The 24354-nt window shown below is 68.1% G+C and carries 21 protein-coding genes and 1 pseudogene; 12 read left to right on the top strand and 10 right to left on the bottom strand.

The window, feature by feature from the left end:
* A pseudogene (locus tag AAG801_RS09065) lies at window positions 1–206 on the top strand (adhesin); the annotation flags it as partial.
* A 106-nt stretch (window positions 207–312) separates the two neighbouring features.
* On the opposite strand, the gene AAG801_RS09060 reads toward AAG801_RS09065, so the two are convergent.
* The 5 genes from AAG801_RS09060 to AAG801_RS09040 all read right to left on the bottom strand — a co-directional run bounded on the left by AAG801_RS09060 (window position 313) and on the right by AAG801_RS09040 (window position 6323).
* Entirely contained in the window at window positions 313–759 is a 447-nt protein-coding gene (locus tag AAG801_RS09060; RefSeq protein WP_341888106.1) for a MaoC family dehydratase, read from the bottom strand.
* Between the two features lie 10 nt (window positions 760–769).
* Window positions 770–2050, bottom strand: coding sequence for a benzoyl-CoA 2,3-epoxidase subunit BoxA (boxA, locus tag AAG801_RS09055; RefSeq protein ID WP_341888105.1), 1281 nt, complete (start codon window positions 2048–2050; stop codon window positions 770–772).
* Between the two features lie 50 nt (window positions 2051–2100).
* Window positions 2101–3528: a benzoyl-CoA 2,3-epoxidase subunit BoxB gene (gene boxB, locus AAG801_RS09050; protein ID WP_099794387.1), complete on the bottom strand. Its 1428-nt coding sequence runs from the start codon at window positions 3526–3528 to the stop codon at window positions 2101–2103.
* Between the two features lie 37 nt (window positions 3529–3565).
* Window positions 3566–5239, bottom strand: coding sequence for a 2,3-epoxybenzoyl-CoA dihydrolase (boxC, locus tag AAG801_RS09045; RefSeq protein WP_341888104.1), 1674 nt, complete (start codon window positions 5237–5239; stop codon window positions 3566–3568).
* Window positions 5240–5378: 139 nt separating this feature from the next.
* On the bottom strand, window positions 5379–6323 hold the full coding sequence (locus AAG801_RS09040) for a helix-turn-helix transcriptional regulator (protein WP_192194338.1): 945 nt from the start codon (window positions 6321–6323) through the stop codon (window positions 5379–5381).
* 168 nt (window positions 6324–6491) lie between these two features.
* Between AAG801_RS09040 and AAG801_RS09035 the strand changes: the two genes are divergently transcribed.
* The 9 genes from AAG801_RS09035 (at window position 6492) to AAG801_RS08995 (ending at window position 15762) form a co-directional block, all read left to right on the top strand.
* On the top strand, window positions 6492–6986 hold the full coding sequence (locus AAG801_RS09035; protein ID WP_341888103.1) for a DUF4863 family protein: 495 nt from the start codon (window positions 6492–6494) through the stop codon (window positions 6984–6986).
* A complete protein-coding gene (locus tag AAG801_RS09030; RefSeq protein WP_341888102.1) occupies window positions 6983–8533 on the top strand; it encodes a 3,4-dehydroadipyl-CoA semialdehyde dehydrogenase in 1551 nt (516 codons plus the stop codon). The genes AAG801_RS09035 and AAG801_RS09030 overlap by 4 nt, the downstream gene beginning before the upstream one ends.
* A 35-nt stretch (window positions 8534–8568) precedes the next feature.
* Complete coding sequence (locus tag AAG801_RS09025) at window positions 8569–10119, top strand: benzoate-CoA ligase family protein (protein ID WP_341888101.1); 1551 nt, start codon at window positions 8569–8571, stop codon at window positions 10117–10119.
* Between the two features lie 157 nt (window positions 10120–10276).
* Window positions 10277–11089 (top strand): alpha/beta hydrolase, encoded by an 813-nt coding sequence (locus AAG801_RS09020; protein ID WP_341888100.1) that lies wholly within the window; start codon window positions 10277–10279, stop codon window positions 11087–11089.
* Window positions 11086–12261, top strand: coding sequence for an ABC transporter substrate-binding protein (locus AAG801_RS09015; protein WP_341888099.1), 1176 nt, complete (start codon window positions 11086–11088; stop codon window positions 12259–12261). The genes AAG801_RS09020 and AAG801_RS09015 overlap by 4 nt, the downstream gene beginning before the upstream one ends.
* A 112-nt stretch (window positions 12262–12373) precedes the next feature.
* Window positions 12374–13246 (top strand): branched-chain amino acid ABC transporter permease, encoded by an 873-nt coding sequence (locus AAG801_RS09010; RefSeq protein WP_099794373.1) that lies wholly within the window; start codon window positions 12374–12376, stop codon window positions 13244–13246.
* Window positions 13243–14226 carry a branched-chain amino acid ABC transporter permease gene (locus tag AAG801_RS09005; protein ID WP_341888098.1) on the top strand — a complete coding sequence of 328 codons (984 nt, stop codon included), beginning with the start codon at window positions 13243–13245 and terminating at the stop codon, window positions 14224–14226. The genes AAG801_RS09010 and AAG801_RS09005 overlap by 4 nt, the downstream gene beginning before the upstream one ends.
* The gene (locus AAG801_RS09000; RefSeq protein WP_341888097.1) at window positions 14223–14975 is read left to right on the top strand and encodes an ABC transporter ATP-binding protein; all 753 of its coding nucleotides are present in this window, start codon (window positions 14223–14225) and stop codon (window positions 14973–14975) included. The genes AAG801_RS09005 and AAG801_RS09000 overlap by 4 nt, the downstream gene beginning before the upstream one ends.
* 85 nt (window positions 14976–15060) lie before the next feature.
* On the top strand, window positions 15061–15762 hold the full coding sequence (locus tag AAG801_RS08995) for an ABC transporter ATP-binding protein (protein ID WP_341888096.1): 702 nt from the start codon (window positions 15061–15063) through the stop codon (window positions 15760–15762).
* Between the two features lie 84 nt (window positions 15763–15846).
* Here AAG801_RS08995 and AAG801_RS08990 read toward each other — a convergent pair whose 3' ends face one another.
* Entirely contained in the window at window positions 15847–16932 is a 1086-nt protein-coding gene (locus tag AAG801_RS08990) for a Shedu immune nuclease family protein (RefSeq protein ID WP_341888095.1), read from the bottom strand.
* A gap of 231 nt (window positions 16933–17163) precedes the next feature.
* Here AAG801_RS08990 and AAG801_RS08985 point away from each other — a divergent pair, with 231 nt between their 5' ends.
* Window positions 17164–19119, top strand: coding sequence for a sigma-54-dependent Fis family transcriptional regulator (locus AAG801_RS08985; protein ID WP_341888094.1), 1956 nt, complete (start codon window positions 17164–17166; stop codon window positions 19117–19119).
* On the opposite strand, the gene AAG801_RS08980 is transcribed toward AAG801_RS08985, so the two are convergent.
* Window positions 19116–20330 (bottom strand): glycosyltransferase, encoded by a 1215-nt coding sequence (locus AAG801_RS08980; protein ID WP_341888093.1) that lies wholly within the window; start codon window positions 20328–20330, stop codon window positions 19116–19118. The genes AAG801_RS08985 and AAG801_RS08980 overlap by 4 nt on opposite strands.
* Window positions 20327–20971: a helix-turn-helix domain-containing protein gene (locus tag AAG801_RS08975; RefSeq protein ID WP_341888092.1), complete on the bottom strand. Its 645-nt coding sequence runs from the start codon at window positions 20969–20971 to the stop codon at window positions 20327–20329. The genes AAG801_RS08980 and AAG801_RS08975 overlap by 4 nt, the downstream gene beginning before the upstream one ends.
* Before the next feature lie 221 nt (window positions 20972–21192).
* Between AAG801_RS08975 and AAG801_RS08970 the strand changes: the two genes are divergently transcribed.
* Window positions 21193–22995, top strand: coding sequence for an NAD(P)/FAD-dependent oxidoreductase (locus tag AAG801_RS08970; RefSeq protein WP_341888091.1), 1803 nt, complete (start codon window positions 21193–21195; stop codon window positions 22993–22995).
* Between the two features lie 146 nt (window positions 22996–23141).
* Here the strand turns inward: AAG801_RS08970 and AAG801_RS08965 are convergent, their stop codons facing one another.
* Together AAG801_RS08965 and AAG801_RS08960 are read right to left on the bottom strand one after the other, a co-directional pair.
* On the bottom strand, window positions 23142–23852 hold the full coding sequence (locus AAG801_RS08965; RefSeq protein WP_099794358.1) for a Crp/Fnr family transcriptional regulator: 711 nt from the start codon (window positions 23850–23852) through the stop codon (window positions 23142–23144).
* 14 nt (window positions 23853–23866) lie between these two features.
* Window positions 23867–24247, bottom strand: a complete 381-nt coding sequence (locus tag AAG801_RS08960) for a DUF1090 domain-containing protein (RefSeq protein ID WP_341888090.1) — start codon at window positions 24245–24247, stop codon at window positions 23867–23869.
* Between the last annotated feature and the right edge of the window lie 107 nt (window positions 24248–24354).

Raw genomic sequence — 24354 nt, 5'->3', positions numbered from 1 at the left:
CCACGGGTGCGGTCGGCGGTGCCACCGGCGCTGTCGGCGGCGCAACGCAGGCCGTCGGCGGTGTGACCAACACCGTGGGCAGCACCGTGAACAGCGCGACCGGTGCCGCGGGCGCAGTCGGCGGCGCGGTGAAACCGGCCACGGCCGGCGCCAAGGCGAGCGGCAAGGCGCAGGGCTCGGGCGCGGTCGACCTGCACAAGAAGTAAGCAGGTCGCACGCCGCATTGCTGCAGCGGCCGGACGCGGCTGCTGCAGCGCATCGCTCCGAAAGAAATCAAGCCCGCAGCGCGTGAGCGTTGCGGGCTTGTGTCGTTCAGAGGCCGGGTGCGGGCAACTTGAAAAGGCTGGTGACTTCGGTGTCGAGCACCACCAGCGCGCGCTGGTTGAACAGCCGCCAGCGCCAGCGCAGGATGCCGAGCGCGGGGCGCTTTTCGGAGCGGCGCACTTCGATCACGTCGGCCACGAGCCGCAGTGCATCGCCGGGCCGCACCGGGTTCGGCCAGCGCACGTGCTCAAGCCCGGGCGACGCAAACGATTCGGAGCCGGCCAATGCCGCCTCGACCACCAGCCGCATCGCGATCGAGCAGGTGTGCCAGCCGCTCGCGATGAGCCCGCCGAACGGACTGTCGGCGGCGGCATCCGCATCGGTGTGGAACCACTGCGGGTCATAGGCCCGCGCGAACTGCAGCAGCTCGGCTTCGGTGAGCACATAAGGCCCGGCCTCGATGACCTGGCCCGCACGGAAATCGGCGAACTGCATCCGCCGCAGCTTAGTACGTTTCGAGGTGGAGCCGGCCTTCGCGCTTCAAGCTGGCGCCCACGGTGTCCCAGTCGAGCCCCGCTTCTTTCGCCACGTCGCGCAGTGCGAGCACCACGCCCTCTTCCATGCTCTTCAAACCGCACACATAGAAATGGCTGGCGCCGTCTTTCAGCAGCGCGGCCAGGTCGGCGGCGCGTTCGCGCATCAGGTCCTGCACGTAGCGCTTGGGCTGCCCCGCCGTGCGCGAGAACGCGAAGTTGATGTCGATGAAGTCCTTGGGCAGCGACTGCAGCGGGCCGAAGTACGGCAGCTCCTGCTGCGTTCGCGCGCCGAAGAACAGCATGAGCTTGCCGCCCTCGAACTTGCCGCTCTTGCGCAGGCGCCGGCGCCATTCGGTCATGGCGCGCATGGGTGCGCTGCCGGTGCCGGTGCAGATCATCACGATGTGCGACTTGGGGTGGTTCGGCATCAGGAACGACGAACCGAAGGGCCCCACCACCTGCACCGTGTCGCCCACCTTGAGGTCGCACACGTAGTTGGAGCACACGCCGCGCACCGGGTCGCCCTCGTGGTCTTCGGTGACGCGCTTCACGGTGAGCGAGACGTTGTTGTAGCCGGGCCGCTCGCCGTTGCGCGGGCTGGCCACGGAGTACTGGCGCGCGTGGTGGCGCTTGCCGATGGCATCGACGCCCGGCGGCACGATGCCGATCGACTGGCCCTCGAGCACGGGGAACGGCACCACGCCGAAGTCGAGCACGATGTGGTGGGTCTCGCTGTCGAAGCCGGCCTCGGTGCAGTTGAAGTTGCCCACCACGGTGGCGGTGGTCGGTGTCTTCGGCGGGAACAGGTTGGTGTACGCGTGCGCGGCCGACCAGGGCGGCACGCTGGCGCCGTACTGCGCGGAGTTGAAGACCGGCTCGGTAGCTTCGGCGGCGGCCTGGGCCTGCGTCTGCGCGGGCGCTTCCACAGCGTCGGCGGCCGCGCCGGACACGCCCGCGGCTTCGAGTTCTTCGGGCGACAGCTCGGCGGGCAGTTCTTCCCACGTGAGCTGCTCTTCGATGGTGTACGCGCGCACCAAAGGCATGGTGCGCCAGTTGTCGATCGAGCCCGTGGGGCACGGCGAGATGCAGGCCATGCAGCCATTGCAGACGTCCGCACGAACGACGTAGTTGTTGTCGTCGTGCGTGATCGCGTTCACGGGGCAGGTCGCCTCGCAGGTGTTGCAGCGGATGCAGATCTCGGGGTCGATCAGGTGCTGCTTGATGACCCCGGCTTCAACGACCATGTCCATGTTGTTCTCCATGCCCTCGCCGTGGGGACGAGGGCTTCATATCCAGACGCTCAGCCGAAACGCACGTATTCGAAATCCACCGGCTGGCGGTTGATGCCCATCACCGGCGGTGCGATCCAGCCTGCGAACTTGCCCGGCTCGATGACGCGGCCCATCAACGATGCCACGAAAGCGAAGTCTTCGGAACTCGGCAGCCATTCATCGCGCTTGGCGGCCCATTCGACCTCGCTCACCACGCGGCCTTCGGGCGACATCTTGATGCCGGCGAGTGCGCCGATCTGGCGGTTGAAAGCCTTGTGCGGCACCGACAGGCGGGTCGGGATGCCGGCCTTCTCGAGCACCTTGTTCCAGCGGCCGACGCCGGACACCGAGTCCTTGATGAAGTCGTCGCGCAGCACTTCGTTCAGCGCGTTGAGCATCGGCACGTCCTTCTCGACGAGCTGGCCCTCCTTCACTTCGAGCACCTTGTAGGTCTGGCCCTTGAGCACGTGGTCGTCGTCGCGCTTGCCTTCTTCGTAGCGGCCCTTCAGGCCCGAGCTGTAGAAGATGGCGGCGTTGCTCGACTGGTCGGCGCCGAACAGGTCGATGGTCACCGAGTAGTGGAAGTTCAGGTAGCGCTGGATGGTGCCCAGGTCGATGCAGCCGGCGGCGCGGATCTTCTGCGCGTCGTCGGTCTTCAGCTCGTTCATGACCTGCGCGGTGCGCGCAATGACGCGCGACACGCCGCTCTCGCCCACGAACATGTGGTGCGCTTCTTCGGTCAGCATGAACTTCGTGGTGCGCGCCAGCGGGTCGAACGCGCTCTCGGCCAGCGCGGCCAGCTGGAACTTGCCGTCGCGGTCGGTGAAGTACGTGAACATGAAGAACGCGAGCCAGTCGGGCGTCTTCTCATTGAAGGCGCCCAGGATGCGCGGGTTGTTGGCGTCGCCCGAGGTGCGCTGCAGCAGCGCGTCGGCCTCTTCGCGACCGTCACGGCCGAAGTGCTTCTGCAGCAGGTAGACCATGGCCCACAGGTGGCGGCCTTCTTCGACGTTGATCTGGAACAGGTTGCGCAGGTCGTACATCGACGGCGCCGTGAGGCCCAGGTGGCGCTGCTGCTCGACCGACGCGGGCTCGGTGTCGCCCTGCGTGACGATGATGCGGCGCAGGTTGGCGCGGTGTTCGCCGGGCACGTCCTGCCAGACCTTCTCGCCCTTGTGGTCGCCGAAGTGCACTTCGCGGTTGGCGTCGCCCGGGTTCAGGAAGATGCCCCAGCGGTAGTCGCGCATTTTCACGTGGCCGAACTGCGCCCAGCCTTGCGGGTCGACGCTCACTGCCGTGCGCAGGTACACGTCGTGGTTGGTCGAGCCTTCGGGGCCCACGTCGTCCCACCAGTTGATGAAGTTGGGTTGCCAGCCTTCGAGCGCGCGCTGCAGCGTGCGGTCTTCGCCGAGGTTGACGTTGTTGGGGATCTTCTCGCTGTAGTTGATCGTGCTCATCGTTGTTCCTTGGGTTGTGCGGACTGCTGCTCTGTGCTCAAACGCGGTTCAAGTCGAAGCCGGCTTTTTGACCGGTGCCGTAGACCTTCAGCGCACCCTTTTCGCCGACGGCGTTAGGGCGGTTGAAGATCCAGTTCTGCCAGGCCGTGAGGCGGCCGAAGATGCGGGTGGCCATGTTCTCCTTGCTTGCGAAGCGCAGGTTGGCTTCGAGGCCGGTGAGCGCGTCGGGCGACATGGCGGCGCGCTCTTCGATGGCGATGCGAATCTCGTCGTCCCAGTCGATGTCGTCGGGCGCGGCGGTCACGAGGCCGAGCTTCATGGCCTCGTCGGCGTCGAGCGCCTGGCCGGCGACCGCGCGCGCGGCTTCGAGCGGCGCGGCCTCTTCATAGAAGCGGCGCTGCAGGCGGCTCTGGTCGTTCACCATCGGGAAGAAGCCGAAGTTGAATTCGTTGAGCGTGAGCTTCGGTGCGCGCGCGGCGTCGTCGGGCAGCGCGAGCATGTAGGTGCGGTCGGCCGCAAAGGCCAGCTCGGCCAGCGTGCCGGCGAAGCAGGAGCCGGCCTCGACCAGCGCGAACAGGCTGCGCGACGACACATCGAGTCGCGCCAGCGTGCGGCGCAGGCCGCCGATGGTTTCGCGCACCAGCCAGTGGTCCTTGTTGGCGAACATCACGGCGTCGGAGGCCAGCACGGCAGCGGCGTCGCCTTCGGTCTTGAGCAGCCAGGTGCCGACGTCGAGTTCGTTGGTGCGCAGGTTGAGGATGGCGTCGTCGAGCTCGCGGCACACAGCCAGCGGCCACCAGGCAGCGCCTGCGGCTTCGATGCCGGCGATGTCGGCCGGCTGCGCGCCGGTGGGCGCCTTCACGGTGATCGTCGCGGTGCGCTTGCTGCGGTCGATCTGCACGTTGACGTGGGCATAGGCGATGCCGTCGGCGCTGTCGGTGCGCTCGACGCGGGTCAGGGCCACGCCCTTGGCGCCGGCCGGGCGGTCGCTGCCGGCGGCGAGCTGGGTGGCGCGTTCCTGCACGGCGGCGGGGAACTGCGCGGGCTTGGCCACCGCATCGACCAGGCGCCAGTCGACCGCGCGCTGGCCGCGCACGCCTTCGACGCTGGTGCAGAAGATGTCGGCGAGGTCGTGGCGCACGTGGCGCTTGTCGGTCACGCGGGTCAGGCCGCCGGTGCCGGGCAGCACGCCGAGCAGCGGCACTTCGGGCAGCGAGACCGACGAGGAGCGGTCGTCCACCAGCAAGATCTCGTCGCAGGCCAGCGCCAGCTCGTAGCCGCCGCCGGCGCAGGCGCCGTTCACGGCCGCGAGGAACTTCAGGCCCGAATACTTGGAGGTGTCTTCCATGCCGTTGCGCGTCTCGTTGGTGAACTTGCAGAAGTTCACCTTCCAGGCGTGGCTCGAAACGCCCAGCATGAAGATGTTGGCGCCCGAGCAGAAGATGCGGTCCTTGCCGCTGGTGACGATCACGCTGCGCACTTCGGGGTGCTCGAAGCGGATGCGGTTGAGCGCGTCGTTCAGCTCGATGTCCACGCCCAGGTCGTAGCTGTTGAGCTTGAGCTTGTAGCCGGGGCGAATGCCGCCGTCTTCCGCGATGTCGAGCGTGAGGCGCGCAATGGCGCCGTCGAAGCTCAGCGACCAATGGCGGTACTGAGCAGGTTCGATGCGGTAGTCGACGCGCTGGGGCGCCTGGAGCGTGGTGTCGGTCATGCGGAAGTCTCCTGTGGGGCTGTGTTCAGAAAACCGTGAACAGGAATAATAATGCACTTCCTTGTTCCGATGACATGCATCATGCTGCATGCAAACAGGCAAGTCAATGCCTGTTGTGCTTTTTTTCAGATGCAGCGGCCTAGACCAGGCCTATGGATTGGCGGGCGACTGTGCGCAGCGCCTGGAAGCTCTGCTGCAGCGTCTTACCGCTCGTGTCCACCGACAGATCGGCCTTCGAATAGAACGCGGCGCGCCCGTTCAGGATGCGCCGCAGGTCTTCCATGGCTTCCTTGCTGGCGGCCATCGGGCGGGTGTCGCCCTGCGCGGCCACACGGCCCATGTGCTCCTCGGGCGCGGCCTGCAGCCACACGGTGGTGCAGTGGGCGAGCAGCTCGTTGAAGGTGGCCGGGTCGGACACGATGCCCCCGGGCGTGGCAATGACCACCTCGCTGTAGATCTGCACCGCTTCTTCGAGCGCGCGGCGCTCGTAGCGGCGGTAGGCGTTGGTGCCGTACAGGTCGTGGATTTCGCGCACGCTGCAGCCTGCGAGCTTCTCGATCTCGCGGCTCAGTTCGATGAACGGAATTTCGAGGTCTTCGGCCAGCATCTGCCCCAGCGTCGACTTGCCCGCGCCGCGCAGCCCCACGAGCGCGATGCGCCGGTGTCGCGCCGGATCGACCGAGGCCGTGCCCAGCATCTCGCCGAGCGCCACGCGCACGCGGCGCAGGTCGGCCTCGCTGCGGTGCTCGAGCAGTTCGCGGATCAGCAGCCACTCGGGCGAGCTGGTCGTCACGTCGCCCACCAGCTCGGCCAGCGAGCAGTGCAGCGCCCCGGCCACCTGCTGCAGCACCAGGATGGATGCGTTGCCGATGCCGTATTCCAGGTTCGCCAGGTGACGCTCCGAGACGTCGGCCGACAAGGCCACCGCCTTGCGCGTGAGGCCGCGCTGCGCGCGCAGGTTGCGCACGCGGTCGCCCAGTGCCACCAGCAATGGGTTCTTGGCCTCCCCGGCCACGGCGGCGCCGTGGTTGCCGGTGCCGCCCTCGGGCGCGGTGGCCAGCACCGCGTCTACATGCTCGTTCATGCCATTCCTCGTTCTTCGCCGGGATTGTGCGCGCTCAGGGTAAACACCATATATGCACTATATTGCTTGACACCTGTTGTCTCGCTGCTTATTGTTCGATCACACGCAAGATACTGCACGCGCAGCCTTCCTGCAAGAAGTCGATAGTTCATCCGTTCGAGGCCCACGATGTCCGACACCTCCACGCCCGCCACCGGCAAGGCGGCATTTCACCAGCTGATCGCCGGCCTGACCGCCGAGATCGCCGGCCAGCCGCTCGACGACACGCTCGACCAGTGGCTCAACACCACCCACGGCGCCGGCAGCGCCCGCTTTGCGCAACTGCGCCAGGCCTGCATCGGCGGCGTTGCCGAAGGCTGGCTGTGCGAGCGCGAAGGCGGCGGCATCAAGTACGGCCGCGTCTTCAAGGCCGAGGACGCGCTGCACCGCTTCTCGGTCGACGTGGTCGACATGCAGGACCTCGCCGGCCCGCACCACACGCACCCGAACGGCGAGATCGACCTGATCATGCCGCTCGACGACACCCCCGCCGCCACCTTCGACGGACGGCCCGCGGGCTGGTGCGTCTACGGGCCCGGCACCGCACACCGCCCGACCGTGGCCCAAGGCCGCGCGCTGGTTCTGTATCTCCTGCCCGAAGGGCAGATCAAGTTCACTCCATGACCGACCTTCTCGCCAACCACGTCGCCGGCCGCTGGCAAAGCGGCACGGGCGCCGGCACGCCCCTGTTCGACCCGGTGCTCGGCACCGAACTCGCACGCGTCGACGCCACCGGCCTCGACCTGCCCGAAGCCTTTGCCTTCGCCCGCGCACAGGGCGGCCGCGCGCTGCGCGCCCTCACCTACCGCCAACGCGCTGGCCTGCTCGCCGCTATCGTGAAGGTGCTGCAGGCGAACCGCGACGCGTACTACGAGATCGCCACCGCGAACTGCGGCACGGTGAAGAATGACTCGGCCGTCGACATCGACGGCGCGATCTTCACGCTCGGCCAGTACGCCAAGTGGGGCGACGCGCTCGGCGACGTGCGTGCACTGCGCGACGGCGACGCCGTGAAGCTCGGCAAGGAGCCCGTGTTCCAGTCGCAGCACCTGCAGGTGCCGACGCACGGCGTGGCGCTGTTCATCAACGCCTTCAACTTCCCCTCGTGGGGCCTGTGGGAAAAGGCCGCGCCCGCACTGCTGTCGGGCGTGCCCGTGATCGTGAAGCCCGCCACGGCCACCGCCTGGCTCACGCAGCGCATGGTGAAAGACGTCGTCGATGCGGGCGTGCTGCCGGCCGGCGCGCTGTCGGTCATCTGCGGCAGCTCGGCCGGTTTGATGGACCAGCTGCAGCCCTTCGACGTGGTCTCGTTCACCGGCTCGGCCGAGACGGCCGCTCTCATCCGTTCGCACCCGGCCGTGGCCGAGCGTTCGGTGCGCATGAACATCGAGGCCGACAGCCTCAACAGCGCCCTGCTGCTGCCCGGCGCCGCGCCCGGCAGCGAGGCCTTCCACCTGCTCGTGCGCGAAGTGGTGCGCGAGATGACGGTCAAGTCGGGCCAGAAGTGCACCGCCATCCGCCGCATCCTGGTGCCGGCCGAGGTGTACGACGCCGCCGCCGAAGCCATCGGCGCCAAGCTCGCGGGCGTGACCGTCGGCAACCCGCGCAACGAGAACGTGCGCATGGGTTCGCTCGTGAGCCGCGCACAACTGAACGCGGTGCGCGACGGCCTCGACGCACTGGCCGCGCAAACCACCGTGCTGCACGACAGCAGCAGCAAGCCCCTCATCGACGCCGACCCCGCCGTGGCCGCCTGCATCGGCCCCGTGCTGCTGGGCGCGCGCGACGCCGATGCGGCGCAGCGCGTGCACGACGTGGAAGTGTTCGGCCCCGTCGCCACGCTGCTGCCCTACAACGACCTCGCGCACGGCATTGCGCTCGCGCACCGGGGCCAGGGCTCGCTCGTCACCTCTCTCTACGGCAGCGACGACGCCGCGCTGGCCCAGGCCGCGCTGTCGGTCGCACCGAGCCACGGCCGCGTGCACGTCATCACGCCTGAGGTGGCGCAAGCCCACACCGGCCACGGCAACGTGATGCCGATGTCGATGCACGGCGGCCCCGGCCGCGCGGGCGGCGGCGCCGAGCTGGGCGGCCTGCGCGCGCTCGACTTCTATCACCGCAAGAGCGCGGTGCAGGCGAGCCCCGGCGTGCTCGCCGCCCTCGGCCTCTAGAGCCCGCCACGCACAGGCCCCAAGGAGACAACACGATGAGCAGCCTGCCCGCCCGATTCAACTTTGCCGAACACCTGTTCGCCCTCAACCGCGGCCGCGCCGAGCGCACCGCCTACATCGACGACCGCGGCACGCTGGGCTACGGCCAGCTCGAAGACCGCGCGCGCCGCCTGGCCGCCGCGCTGAAAGCCGCGGGCCTGCGCCGCGAAGAGCGCGTGCTGCTGCTCATGCTCGACGGCAACGACTGGCCCGTGAGCTTTCTGGGTTGCCTCTACGCGGGCATCGTGCCCGTGGCCGTGAACACGCTGCTCACGCCCGACGACTACGCCTACATGCTCGACCACAGCCGCGCGCAGGCCGTGCTGGTGTCGGGCGCACTGCTGCCGACCTTGCAAGATGCGATGGCACGCGGCGGCCATGAAGTGCAGACGCTGTTCGTGTCGCAACCGACGGGCGCGCTGCCCGAGGGCGCGCAAGAGTTCGAGGCCGCACTCGTCGCCGTCGAGCCCCAGCCCGCACCGGCACTCACCGCGTCGGACGACCCCGGCTTCTGGCTCTATTCCTCCGGCTCCACCGGCAAGCCCAAGGGCACGGTGCACACGCACGCCAACCTGTGGTGGACCGCCGAGCTCTACGGCAAGCCCGTGCTCGGCCTCACCGAAGACGACGTGTGTTTCTCGGCCGCCAAGATGTACTTCGCGTACGGCCTGGGCAATGCGCTGACCTTCCCGCTGTCGGTCGGCGCCACCGTCGTGCTGATGGCCGAGCGCCCCACGCCCGACGCGACCTTCCGCCGCTGGACCGAACACCAACCGACCGTGTTCTTCGGCGCACCCACAGGCTTCGCGGGCATGCTCGCGTCGCCGAAGCTGCCGGCGCGCGATGCGGTCGCGCTGCGCATGTGCTCGTCCGCCGGCGAGGCGCTGCCGGGCGAGATCGCGCAGCGCTTCAAGGCGCACTTCGGCTGCGAGATCATCGACGGCATCGGCTCCACGGAGATGCTGCACATCTTCATCTCCAACCGCCCCGGCGACGTGCGCTACGGCACCACCGGCAAGCCGGTGGACGGCTACGAGGTCGAGCTGCGCGGCGAAGACGGCCGCCCCGTGCCCGACGGCGAGGTGGGCGACCTGTACATCCGCGGCCCGAGCTCGGCGCTCATGTACTGGTGCAACCGCGAGAAGTCGCGCGACACCTTCCAGGGCGGCTGGACCAAGAGCGGCGACAAGTACACGCGCGATGCCGACGGCTACTTCACGTACGCGGGCCGCAGCGACGACATGCTCAAGGTCAGCGGCATCTACGTGTCGCCCTTCGAGGTCGAGGCCACGCTGATGCAGCACCCGGCCGTGCTCGAGGCGGCGGTGATCGGGAAGGACGATGCGGACGGGCTCACGAAGACCAAGGCGTTCGTGGTGCTGAAGGACGGCGCTGCGGTGACCGAGGACGAACTCAAGACGTTCGTGAAGGAACGGTTGGCGCCTTACAAGTACCCGCGGTTTCTGGAGTTCGTGAGCGAGTTGCCGAAGACGGCGACGGGAAAGATTCAGCGGTTCCGGCTGCGCGAACGCGAGAAGCAGGCGTGAACATGCGCACGAGGTTCCCGCGTTGTCCCCTCTCCCTCTGGGAGAGGGTTAGGGTGAGGGCATCGGCCTTCGCACGCGCACAGCCTTCGCGAGCGCCGCTGGCCCTCACCCCCGCCCTCTCCCAGAGGGAGAGGGAGCAACAGCCGGGAGCCACGCGATGAGCGGCATCGACTTCGCCACCATCGACTGGCGCGGCCGCCCCATCCGCATCGAGTGCCAGTGGATCACCCCCGAGCGCAGCGCCGACACCCCGCTCATCGTCTTCCTCCACGAGGGCCTCGGCTCCGTCGCGATGTGGAAGGACTTCCCCGCGCAAGTCTGCGAAGCCGCCGGTGCACGCGGCCTCGTGTTCTCGCGCCCCGGCTACGGCCGCTCCACGCCGCGCGCCGAAGACGAGATCTGGGACGTCGACTTCATGCACCGCCAGGCGCACGAGGTGCTGCCCGCGCTGTTCGCCGCGCTGAAGCTCGGCGACGAAAAACCCTGGCTCTTCGGCCACAGCGACGGCGGCTCGATCTCTCTGCTGTATGCCGCACGCTTCCCCGGCAAGGTCGCAGGCCTCGTGGTGCTCGCGCCGCACCTCTTCGTGGAAGACAAGACCGTCGCGAACATCGAGATCGCGCGCACCGCCTACCGCACGACCGACCTGCCCGCCAAGCTCGGCCGCTACCACGACAGCGCCGACTCGGCCTTCTGGGGCTGGAACCGCATCTGGCTGCACCCGCCCTTTCGCGACTGGAACATCGAGGCCGAGCTGGCCACCATCCGCTGCCCCGTGCTCGCGGTGCAGGGCATCGACGACGAATACGGCACGCTCGCACAGATCCGCGACATCGCACCGCGCGTCGGTGGGACATGCGAGCTGCTCGAAATCCCTGAATGCGGGCATTCCCCGCATCGCGATCAGCCGGATCGTGTCATCGTCGCGACCGCTTCTTTCATCACCAACAACAGGAGACAGACACCATGACGAACCTTCGCACCGCGCGCCTGGCGCTCACGGCCATCGCCCTCGCCGCACTGGCCACTGCTGCCGGCGCACAGGGCACGGGCAAGCTCAAGGTCGGCCTGATGCTGCCCTACAGCGGCACCTACACCGCCCTGGGCGTGGCCATTGAAAACGGCTTCAAGCTCTACGTGGAACAGCAGGGCGGCAAGCTCGCGGGCCGCGAGATCGAATACTTCAAGGTCGACGACGAGTCCGACCCGGCCAAGGCCACCGACAACGTCAACAAGCTCATCAAGCGCGACAACGTCGACGTGATCGTCGGCACCGTGCACTCGGGCGTGGCGATGGCGATGGCCAAGGCCGCCAAGGAAAGCGGCACCGTGCTCATCGTGCCGAACGCCGGCGCCGACGCGGTGACGGGCCCCATGTGCGCACCCAACATCTTCCGCAGCTCGTTCAGCAACTGGCAGCCGGCTTTCGCCATGGGCGAGGTCGCGGCCAAGCAGCAGGGCAAGAAGAAGGTCATGACCATCACCTGGAAGTACGCGGCCGGCGAAGAGTCGGTCAACGGCTTCAAGGAAGGCTTCGAGAAGAACGGCGGCAAGGTCGACAAGCAGCTCACCCTGCCCTTCCCCAACGTGGAGTTCCAGGCGCTGCTGACCGAGATCGCGGCGGCCAAGCCCGATGCGGTGTACGCCTTCTTCGCGGGCGGCGGCGCGGTGAAGTTCGTCAAGGACTACCAGGCCGCCGGCCTGAACAAGACCATCCCGCTGTACGGCCCCGGCTTCCTGACCGACGGCACGCTCGACGCGCAGGGCGAATCGGCGCAGGGCATGCTCACCACGCTGCACTACGCCGACGGCCTGAACACGCCGCGCGACAACGCCTTCCGCGTGGCCTATGCCAAGTCGTTCAAGCTGCAGCCCGACGTGTACGCGGTGCAGGGCTACGACGCCGCGCAGATGCTGGGCGTGGGCCTTGCTGCCACCAAGGGCGACATCTCGAAGAAGGCCGAGTTCACCGGCGCGATCGAGAAGGCGAAGATCGACAGCCCGCGCGGCACCTTCACGATGAGCAAGTCGCACAACCCGGTGCAGGACATCTATCTGCGCAAGGTCGATGGCAAGGAAAACAAGCTCGTCAGCACGGCCATCAAGGGCCTGTCTGATCCTGCTCGCGGCTGCCGGATGTAAGTAAGTAGCGGGCCACAAGCCCCGACGTTCGTCTCGTTCCCTCGCGGCCCCCGATCAAGTTCACGGGGCTGCGAGCCGCCTTGCGGCAACCACAACCAACTGGGATCTCACGGTGGATTTCGGAACCTTTCTCGTGCAGTGCCTGAACTCCGTTCAGTACGGCCTGCTGCTCTTTCTCGTGGCCTCGGGGCTGACGCTGATCTTCGGGATCATGGGCGTCATCAACCTCGCCCACGGGAGCTTCTACATGATCGGCGCCTACCTGGCGTTCTCGCTGGCGCCGCTGTTCGGCGACCAGTTTCTGCTGATGCTGGTGGCCGGCGTGGTGCTGGCCGCGATCTTCGGCTACGTGCTCGAGTGGGCCTTCTTCAGCTACCTCTACCAGCGCGACCACCTGCAGCAGGTGCTCATGACCTACGGGCTCATTCTGGTGTTCGAGGAGCTGCGCTCCATCTTCGTGGGCAACGACGTGCACGGCGTGAAGGTGCCCGCGTGGCTCGACGGCAGCTTCGCGCTGGGCAACGTCATGAGCTACCCGTGGTATCGCCTCTTTGCCTCGGCCGCCTGCATCGTGCTGGCCGTGGGCCTGTACTACGTGGTGAACCGCACGCGACTGGGCATGATGATCCGCGCCGGCGCGAGCAACCGCGACATGGTGCGCGGCCTGGGCATCGACGTGAAGCGGCTGTACCGCATCGTGTTCGCGGCCGGCGTGGCGCTAGCGGCCCTCGCCGGCATGATCGCCGCGCCGATGTCCTCGGTGTACCCGAACATGGGCGCCAGCGTGCTCATCATCTGCTTCGTGCTCGTGGTGATCGGCGGCATCGGCTCGATCACCGGCGCGCTCGTGGCCTCGCTGCTGGTGGGCTTCGTCGACACCTTCGGCAAGGTGTTCTTCGCCGACCTCAGCGGCATCGGCATCTACCTGCTGATGGCCATCGTGCTGATCTGGAAGCCTGAAGGCTTGATGGGGAGGCGGCCATGAGCCCCGTGGTTGCGTCTGTGTCTTCGTCGCCGCGGCGCCGCGCCTTCGTCGTGCCCGTGCTGTGCGCCATCGCCCTCGCCGTGGCCGGCCCGCTGCTGGGCAACTACGCGTCGGACTTCATCGTCAAGGTGATGATCCTGTCGATCTTCGCGCTCAGCCTGGAGCTGCTGGTGGGCATGACCGGGCTCGTGAGCCTGGGCCATGCGGCCTTCTACGGCATCGGCGCGTACGTCACCGTGCTGGCCTCGGGCAGCGAGGGCGGCAACTTCGCGGTGCTGCTGGTGCTGTCGATGGGCGCGGCGGCGCTGTATGCGCTGTTCGTCGGTGCGCTGAGCCTGCGCACGCGCGGCGTGTACTTCATCATGGTCACGCTGGCCTTTGCGCAGATGGCCTTCTTCGTGTTCCACGACACCAAGGTCGGTGGCGGCAGCGACGGCATCTACCTGTACGTGCGCCCCGCCCTCGGCGCGCTCGACATGGAGAACCGCCGCGTGCTGTTCTACGTGGTGCTCGCTTCGCTGGTTTTCACCTACGGCCTGCTCGCGCTGGTGCGCCGCTCGCGCTTCGGCGCGGCGCTCGCGGGCATCCGCGTGAACGAGCAGCGCATGCGTGCCGCCGGCTTTCCGGTGTACGGCTACAAGCTCGCGGCCTTCGTGCTCGCGGGCGCGCTGGCCGGGCTCGCGGGCTTTCTGCTGGCCTCGCGCGACGGCGTGGTCAACCCCGAGCTGATGGCCTGGCACAACTCGGGCGAGGTGCTGCTGATGGTGATCCTCGGCGGCCTCGGCCACCTGCGCGGCGCGGTGATCGGCGCCGTGGCCTTCACGCTGCTGAAGGAAGTCTTCTCGACGCATGCGGTGATGGGGCCGCTGGCCGACCACTGGCAGCTCACGCTGGGCATCGCCATCATCGTGTTCGTGGCGCTGCTGCCCAAGGGCCTGATCGGCCTGGTGCAACGGCTGTCGCCGAAGGGAGGCGCATGACCGCCGCACTGCTCTCTGTCGACAAACTCACGCGCCGCTTCGGCGGCCTCACCGCCGTGAACGCCGTCACGCTCGACCTGCACATCGGCGAAGTGCATGCGGTGATCGGCACCAACGGCGCCGGCAAGTCGACGCTCATCAACATGCTCTCGGGCGAGATCGAGGCCTCCGAAGGCCGCATCGCGCTCGACGGCGTGGACATCACCGCGCGTGCGCAGTCGCGCCGCGCCCGCGACGGCGTGGGCCGCAGCTACCAGCGCACGACCATCTTCCCGGAGTTCAGCGTGCACGAGAACTGCCGCCTCGCCGCGCAGGCCGCCACGGCGAAACCGTGGGCGATCTGGCAGTCGTCGCAGCGCTGCGCCACCAGCAACGCGTCGGCCGACGCCGCGCTCGACGCCGCCGGCCTCACGGCCGAAGCGCGGCGCATCGCCGGCACGCTGAGCCACGGCGCGCAACGCCAGCTCGAAGTGGCGATGTGCCTGGCCACCCACCCGCGCGTGCTGCTGCTCGACGAGCCGCTCGCCGGCATGGGCGCCGAAGAAACCGATCGCATGCTCACGCTGCTCGCGCGGCTGAAGGCCACGCACGCCATCCTGCTGGTGGAGCACGACATGGACGCCGTGTTCCGCATCGCCGACCGCATCACCGTGATGGTGAACGGCACCGTCATCGCCACGGGCGACCCGAAGTCGATCCGCGAGAACCCCGAAGTGCGCACCGCGTACCTCGGCGAGGAGAACCATTGATGCCCCCACGCTCATCACTTCGTGTATTCGCTGCCCCCCGAGGGGGCGCCGGCCTCCCTTGGGGCGGCCCGGCGGGAGGCCTGAGATGCTGATCGTTCGCGACCTCAACACCTATTACGGCAACAGCCACATCCTGCGCGGCGTGCACGCCGGCATTCCGGCGGCGACCTCGGTCGGCCTGCTCGGGCGCAACGGCATGGGCAAGACCACGCTCATCCGCACGGTCATGGGCTACGTGCGTCCGGCCTCAGGCGAGGTGCAGGTCGACGGCCGCACCGTCACCGGCCTGCCGCCCGAGAAGATGGCGCGCCTGGGCATCGGCTACGTGCCCGAGGGGCGTGGCATCTTTCCGAACCTGTCGGTGCGCGAGAACCTCGTGATGAGCGAACGCGCCGGCGTCGACGGCCAGCGCGCCTGGACCTTCGACCGTGTGATGGCCACCTTTCCGCGTCTGTCGGAACGGCTCTCGCACGGCGGCCAGCAGCTGTCGGGCGGCGAGCAGCAGATGCTCTCCATCGGCCGCGCGCTCATGACCAACCCGCGCCTGCTGATCCTCGACGAAGCGACCGAAGGCTTGGCGCCGCTGATCGTGGCCGAGATCTGGCGCGTGATCAGCGAGATCCGCAGCACAGGCATCGCCACGCTGATCGTCGACCGCGACTACCGCAAGGTGCTCGCGCACACGGACCTGGCGGTGGTGATGGAGAAGGGGCAGATCGTGCGGCATGGGGCGTCGGCCGATCTGCTGGCGGAGCCGAAGGTGCTGGAAGAACTGCTGGGCGTGTGAGGCCCACAGAGCCGTGCGCCACGTCATCGTCCACCGCTTCCAACTGCCTACAGACAAGTTCAAGCGGCAAGTGATGAAAAAACTTCACTGACGTTGAAGTTTCCGAATCCATGTGTCCCATGACTCGATGCGTATGGGCGGCGACATGCCATGTTCGAAATCGTGCCGCTTCTTGCTCTCGGAAAAGTCGTCGCGCGTCCGGCCACCGATAACCACCGAGCGAAGCTCGATGTCCTTGTCGGGGTCGACCAACAACTTCGGATGTGGCCCGATGAAGGCGCCATGACCAGAGGCGCCTGCCTCAGCCGCGTGCCGCACTTTGTGGGCTTGGCGCCGGAACGTCGACATGTCCCTGTAGATTGCACCGATCCGACGTCGTATCTGGCCGGCCGCTTGGTTGACCTTGTGCGAGAACTCGCCATAGCTGTCGTCGTTCACCAGGAAGAAATCCGCTCCCTTGATCTCGATCAGCACGACCTCCATCCGTGAACGCCCCGTGAAGACAACGAAATCAATGAATCCATCGGCCAGCGGATACTCGGAAAGGACGATGTACTCCTCATAGGGATCTCCGTAGACCTCCCCGAAGAAGGAAGGGTCTTGCTTCAACAATTCCTGAAGCTGTCGTTCCGTTGCGCTCGCATTGACAAGCTGAGAGAGCATGGCTTTGGAGATCATTCCGCTTTCTATTGCGCCCCGCCGATTGACGATCTCGGGTTCTTCCAACCACGGGGCATCAGCGAAGGGATCGATTGCATTTCGCAGACGTTCGATTTCCGCGACCAATCGCAGGTTCATCGCTGTCGAGCTTGTGAACTCACTCGAATCACAAGAAAGAATCGACAACGCGTCTTGCATGGACATCCGCTCCCACGACGGATCGCCCGCGGGTCCAAAGCTGACCAGCGAGAACGATCCCCCTTCGGCATCGTGCCTCTCGTAGTGCTCGATGACACGCACGTCGAGCTGAATCATTCCGCGCAGTACGAGTGCTTGGTGAATGTGTTCAACAGAGTTCGTTATCGACGACCCAACAGCAAACTCGCCGATATCCGTCAGAAGCGCGGTGACACCACTTTGAGGGCCAAAGAACGTGCGGACGCGACAAAGGCCTTGCCTCGCGCGAGCGATGCCAATAGGGAACTGAAATATGAAGTCCGACAGCTTCATCCTGGGCCTTGCGAATTGATGAGGTTACGTTTCTACAGTTTGTAGCAAGCCATGTCTTGGCGACGACACGCTGTCTTCCGTTGAGCAAATTTATTCTTGCCCGAGCGGAAAGCAGACAGATCGATTCAACTCACCGGGTTTCACCTCTCTCCTGCGACAGTGCGACAGCCGAATCATGTCCGGCTGCGCAGCCTCTCCCCGAGCCGCGCCCACCCACGCACGAGGCTGCGCATGACGTCCCTGCAATCGCGCCACATCGACAACGTCTATTCGATCGCCACCGGCACGGCGCTGCTGGCCGATCCGGCGGCGAGCCTGGTGCACAAGTCGTGGGCGCGCTGCGTGCGCGACCATGGGCTCGATCCGTCGCGGCCGACGCCCGCGCGCATCCTGCCGGCGCAGGAGGTGCGCGTGCACCAGCAGCAGCTCGAGCACTTCTTGCGCGCGGCGCGGGCGGGCATGGAAGACATCTACCGCCGCGTGGCCGAGCTGGGCTACATGGTGCTGCTGACCGATGCCGAGGGCATCACGGTCGACTACATCGGCAACCCGGCCTGGGACGACCAGCTGCGCCGCGCCGGCCTGTACCTGGGCGCCGACTGGAACGAGGCGCACGCCGGCACCTGCGGCGTGGGCACCTGCCTCATCGAGCGCCAGCCGATGACCTGCCACCAGACCGAGCACTTCGACGCCACGCACATCGCGCTCACCTGCACGACGGCGCCGCTGTTCGACCACAGCGGCAAGCTCACGGCCATCCTCGACGTGTCGGCGCTGCGCTCGCCCGAGGCGCGCGAGAGCCAGCACCTGGTGCGGCACCTGGTGTCGATGTACGCACGGATGATCGAGGACGCCGACTTTCTGCGGCACTTTCGCGGCCACTGGATCCTGCGGCTGGGCAGTGCCTTCGGGCTGGTCGACGTGGCGGGCGAAGTGATGCTGGCCTTCGACGATGGCGGTACGGTGGTGGGCGCCAACGGCGGGGCGCGCGAGGTCTTCTCGGGGCTGCAGCACCCCCTGCTGGGCGGCGCGGTGTCGGAGCTGCTGCACCTGCCGATGGACGCGATCTGGCGCCTGGGCAACGGCGGCGCGTCGGCGTTGCCGTTTGCGCACACGGTGCTGCTGCCCGGCGGCGGCGAGTACCACGCGTCGCTGATCGCGCCGCGCCTGCGGCGCTCGCCGGCCACGGCGCCCGCATCACCGGCGCCCCAACCGTCGGACCGCCTGCCGCCGCTCGAGCGCATCGCGGGCGACGAAGACCCCGCGATGCAGCAGCTGATCGCGCAGGCGCGCCGGCTGGTGGACCGCGGCATCCATGTGCTGGTCGAGGGCGAGACCGGCAGCGGCAAGGAGGTGCTGGCGCGCGCGCTGCATGGCGCAAGCCGGCGCGCGGCGCTGCCCTTCGTGGCGGTGAACTGCGCGGCCATTCCCGATTCGCTGATCGAGAGCGAGCTCTTCGGCTACACGCCCGGCAGCTTCACGGGCGGCCGCGCCAAGGGCATGAAGGGGCTGATCGCGCAGGCCGACCGCGGCACGCTGTTTCTCGACGAGATCGGCGACATGCCGATGGCGCTGCAGACGCGGCTGCTGCGCGTGCTGTCCGAAGGCGAGGTGCTGCCGCTGGGCGCCGAGTCGCCGCAGCGCGTGGACCTGGCCGTGGTGGCGGCCACGCACCGCGACCTGTCGGCGCTGGTCGCGGCCGGGCGCTTTCGCGAGGACCTGTACTACCGCCTGTGCGGCGCGGTGCTGAAGCTGCCGCCGCTGCGCGCGCGGCGCGACCGGCGGTACCTGATCGAGGCGATGTTCCACGAAGAAGCGGCGGCGATGGGCTCGACCGCGCGGCTGTCGGAGGCCGCGATGCTGCGGCTGATGGCGCATGACTGGCCGGGCAATCTGCGCGAGTTGCGCAATGTGCTGCGGTTGGCGCTGGCGCTCTGCACGGGCGCGAGCATCACGCCCGAGGAGCTGCGCCTGGCGCCGCATCGTCCGTCGCTCGACCACCATCGCGATGCCACGCCTGCGCCGGTCGACGACGAAGACAGCGCCGCCGATGCCACGCGTCTGCTCGACGCGCTGCAGCGCCACCGTTGGCATGTGGCGCGGGCCGCGCAGGCGCTCGGCATCAGCCGCGCCACCGCGTACCGGCACATGAAGCGCTTCGGCATCGTGGCGCCGCAGCGCGGCTAACGCCTCAGGATCTGCTCGATGGCGCGCACGGCCGTGCCCAGGCCGTCTTCCGCACGCATGCGTTCGCCCAGTGCCCGGGCCCGCGCGCGCACCTGCGGGTCGTGCGCGAACGCAATGCCGCGCGCCAGGTCGTCGGCGCCGAACCGGGCACCCGCCACCGCGGGCGGCGCCACGCCCGCCTGCGCGAGGTGGTGGGCCCAGAACGCCTGGTCACCCGCGAAGGGTACGACCACCGAGGGCACGCCCGCGCGCGCGGCCGAGTGGCTGGTGCCCGAGCCGCCGTGGTGCACCACCAGCGCCATCTGCGGAAACAGCCAGTCGTGCGGCGTGTCGCCGATGGCGTGGAAATTCGGCGGCAGCTGCTGCACATCGAGGCCGCTCCATCCGGGGTGCAGCACCGCGCGCCGGCCGGCCACACCGTCGACGAGGGCCGCGAGCAGCCGCGCCTTGTCGAAGCCCGTCATGCTGCCAAAGCCGATGTAGACGGGCGCCTCGCCGGCCGCGAGAAAGTTGCGCAGCGCGGTCGGCGGCTGCCAGTCGGGCGCGGGCGCGAGCCACTGGCCGCACACCGTCGCATTGGCGGGCCAATCGGCCGGACGCGGCAGCAGGCTCGGCGAATAGCCATAGAGCACGGGGTGCGTGGTCCACAGGCGGCGCCGCGGCGGCAGGCCACAGACCTCGGCGCGCGCGGCATTCACGGCCGGCCGGAACGCGCGCCAGAGCAGCCCGTTGACAAGGTGATGGCTCGCGCGGTTCAAAAAGCGCGGCACGCGGGCGGGCGGCAGAAAGGGCGAGGCGAACGCGGCCGTCGGCGTGAGCGGGAACATGCCCGCGCCGATGGCGGGCACGCCCAGCGCCTCGGCCGCCGACAGGCCCACGAAGGCCGCGAGCCCCGCGCAGACGACCGCGTCGCAGCCCTGTGCGGCCTCGACGGTCTGGCGCAGCCAGGGCGTGGCGTTGGCATTGGCGATGTCCGCGAGCGCTTTCGCGGCGGCGGCCGGTTTGTCGCCCTGTGCGATGACGCCGCCGAGCGCCTGCCGGATGTCACCGGCCAGCGCCTGCGAGCGCACGCCGAGTCGTTCGGCTGCACCGAGCGTGGTGGCGTCCGCCAGCAGCACCGACGCATGGCCCGCGTCGTCCAGCGCGTGGCACAGCGCGGCGAGCGGGCGCGCGTCGCCCTCGGTGCCGTAGGTGAGCACGGCGATCTTCATGAGGCGCGCCTCCTTGCAGAGGGTTTGGGGGCCGTGCGTGCGCCGCCGACGAAGAGATCGACGACCACCGCGAACTCGTCGCGCAGCACGAGGCCGGGCAGCGTGAGCCAGCGCATCAGTGCGCCGAAGTACAAGTGGTGCAGCAGGCTCGCGAGGTGCGCAGCCGACACGTCGGTGCGCAGCGTGCCGGCTTGCTGGGCGGCGGCGATCAGCACCTCGAACAGCCCCGACAGGTCGCGCGGCGTGCCGCGGTCGCCGCCGCCGAGTTCGCTCTCGATGTTGAGGAAGCGAAAGCGGAAGTAGTCGAGCAGGTAGGCCCGATAGCGCTCGGACCATTCGGCCGAGGCATCGAGCAGCCCGGTGAGCTGCGCCGTGAAACCCGCCTTCGGGTCGATCGACGCGTGCAGGCGCTGCGCATCGACCACGAGTTCGAGGTGCACCCAGTGCGCCAGGATCGCTTCCTTGGTCGCGAAGTGGTTGTAGAGCGTGCCCTTGGCCACGTCGGACTGCTGCGCGATCTGCTCCATCGTCGTCGCGTCGTAGCCCTGGGCTTCGAACAGGCGCATGGCGGTGGACGCGACGTGGTCGAGCGTCTGGGTGCGGCGGCGCTCGCGGCGGCCGGGGGGTTCTGGTTCGATCACGGTTCGCGGCCCTTGAATTTGAACGTCGTCCAATCTTATACGACGTTCAAATTCTCATGCATCGTCTCAGTCTCGGTGAGACAGCGACAGGCGCCTGCGACAAAACCACCGCCAACCCCTTGATTCTTCGTCCCTCCCCGCACGGCACGAAAGCTGCGCCACGAACCCCGCGTGCGCCTTGCCGCGCCGCGATTCGTTCAACGACACAACGGAGACATGCAATGACAGACCCGACCACCGGCCCCACCCGGGCCGCCGCCCAATGGCTGGCCGACTTCGCCGCCGCGCTCGCACGCGGCGACATCGACGCGGCCGTTTCGCGGTTCGAGGCCGACAGCTACTGGCGCGACCTCGTCGCCTTCACCTGGAACCTGCGCACGCAGGAAGGCCCCGGCGCCATCCGCGCGATGCTGCAGGCGCGCCTGGCCGACACGCAGCCCACGGCCTTTGCGCTCGAAGGCGAGGCGACCGAGGCCGAGGGCGTGGTCGATGCGTGGTTCACCTTCGAGACGCGCGTGGCGCGCGGGCGCGGCCATGTGCGTCTTCGTGACGGCAAAGCCTGGACGCTGCTCACCACCATGACCGAGCTGAAAGGCTTCGAGGAAAAGACGGGCGACAACCGCATCAAGGGCGCGGAGCACGGCGTGCACAAGGGCCGCAAGAACTGGCTCGAGAAGCGCCGCGACGAAGAGGCCGCGCTGGGCTACACCGAGCACCCCGAGGTGGTGATCATCGGCGGCGGCCAGGGCGGCATCGCGCTGGGGGCGCGGCTGCGGCGGCTGGGCGTGCCGACGATCATCGTGGAGCGCAATGCCAAGGCCGGCGACTCCTGGCGCAAGCGCTACAAGTCGCTGTGCCTGCACGACCCGGTCTGGTACGACCACCTGCCCTACATGCCCTTCCCCGACGACTGGCCGGTGTTCGCGCCCAAGGACAAGATCGGCGACTGGCTCGAGATGTACACGAAGATCATGGAGCTCAACTACTGGAGTTCCACGAACGCGACCAAGGCGCGCTTCGACGAGGCCACGCAGCGCTGGGAGGTGCAGGTGGAGCGCGAGGGCAAGCCCGTGACGCTGCGCCCGAAGCAGCTGGTGTTTGCACTCGGCGTGTCGGGCTACCCGAACGTGCCGAAGGTGGCAGGCGCCGATAACTTCCTGGGCGACCAGCACCACTCCAGCCAGCACCCCGGGCCCGAGGCCTATGCGGGCAAGAAGTGCGTGGTGCTGGGCTCGAACAACTCGGCGCACGACATCTGCGCGGCGCTGTGGGAGCACGGTGCCGACGTGACGATGGTGCAGCGCTCGTCCACGCACATCGCGCCCTCGCAGTCGCTCATGGAGCTGGCGCTGGGCGGCCTGTATTCCGAGCAGGCGGTGAAGAGCGGCATCGACCACCACAAGGGCGACCTGATCTTTGCGTCGGTGCCCTACAAGATCATGCACACCTTCCACATCCCGGTGTACGAGGAGATGAAGAAGCGCGACGCCGACCTGTACGCGCGCCTGGAGAAGGCCGGCTTCCTGCTCGACTTCGGCGTGGACGGTTCGGGCCTGTTCATGAAGTACCTGCGGCGCGGCTCGGGCTACTACATCGACGTGGGCGCCTCGGAGCTGGTGGCCAACGGCAGCATCCACCTGGAGAGCGGCGTGAACATCGAGCGCGTGAACGCGCGCTCGGTCACGCTCACCGACGGCACCGAGCTGCCGGCCGACCTGCTGGTGTACGCCACGGGCTACGGCTCGATGAACGGCTGGCTCGCCGACCTGATCTCGCCCGAGATCGCCGACAAGGTCGGCAAGTGCTGGGGCCTGGGCTCCGACACGCCGAAGGACCCGGGTCCGTGGGAAGGCGAGCTGCGCAACATGTGGAAGCCGACGCAGGTCGACAACCTGTGGTTCCACGGCGGCAACCTGCACCAGTCGCGCCACTACTCGCAGTTTTTGGCGCTGCAGCTGAAGGCGCGCATGGAAGGGATCGACACACCGGTGTACGAGCTGGCGGCGTCGCACCACAAGCGCTGAGCGGAGGGTCGTCTTGTGTTGTCCCCTCTCCCGCTTGCGGGAGAGGGTCAGGGTGAGGGCAGGTGCGATTGATGAGGCGCGGCGCTTGGCCCAAGGCCGCCTCCCTCACCCCCGCCCTCTCCCCCAGGGGAGAGGGAGTCAATCCTTCATTCCTGGATGAAGCGCCGCAGCCCTTCGAGGTCGGTCACCGTGATCCCGCCGTACTCGATGTGCAGGAACCCCGCCTCCTTCAACCGGTTCAACGCCGCGTTGCAGCGCTGCCGTGACACGCCCGACAAATTCGCGATCTCTTCCTGCGAGGTCTGCAGGTGCGGCTCGCTGCCCGGGTGCAGCCAGGGGTGGAACAGGCCGGCCAGCGCGCGCGCCACCTGGCTGTCGGCATCGAGCAGGCGGTGCGCGGCGTAGCTGCCCATGAACCAGTGCAGCCGCTCGTTGATCTGCTGCAGCAGAAAGTGATCGAAGCCGCGCTGCGTGCGGTGCAGCCACTCGAAGGTTTCCAGCGGCAGCTGCGCCACGCGGCTGGGCCGCAGCGCAATGATGTCGGCCGAGCGCGGCACGGCGCGCAGCAGCGTGCCTTCGCCGAACCAGCTGCCCACCGACAGCCCGCCCAGCGTGACCGAGCGACCGTCGCTGGAGGTGATCGACCACTTGAGCAACCCTTCGAGCGTGCCGTACCAGTGCAGCGGCGTGTCGCCGCGCCGGCACAGCGCGGCGCCGGCCGCCACCTCGACCTCGCGCATCTCGTCGAGCACGCGCTCGCCCGCGCCCACGTCGAGCAGCGGAAACCAGGCCGAGCCCTGCAGCAGCTGGGCAATGGTCAGGGAGGCCGCGGGGATCGCCGGCTTGGTCGTGGGCATGCTGTCTTTTTTGTTTACTGCGCGGCCTTGAGATGCTGCAGCTCCGCTTGCGCTTCGTGCAGCTTTTTCTCGCGGTCGGCGATCTTGCTGGCACGGCCCTTCTGCTGGGCTTCGCGCAGGTCGCGCTCGCGCTCGGCCACCTTGCGCTCCTGGTTGCGAATGCGCCGCTGGTGCTCGGCCGCCAGCTTGGCGTCGGTGCAGTTGCGGTTCACTTCGGCCAGCGCCGTTTCGAGCCCGCGCACGCGCTGCTTCTGACCCTTGGATTTGGCCATCTCGATGTCGCGGCCGATGGCTTCGCGCTTGGTATCGCAGGTGGCGGGGCCGGCCGGTTGCGCGGCGGCGCCGAGGGTGGTGAACGCGGCCGCGGTGACCAGCAGGAAGGGCATTAATTTCATAGAGGGTGCTCCTTGGTGCGCGATGGCGCGACGACGACTTTAGCGCCTGCGCCGCGTAAACCCTGCCCCCGAATGTCGTCGCGATGACTGAGTACAAACGCATCACA

This window comes from Variovorax sp. YR752, from assembly GCF_943372545.1.
Note: the sequence above shows the minus strand (reverse complement) of the source record. Positions and strands in the feature narration are given on the sequence as shown.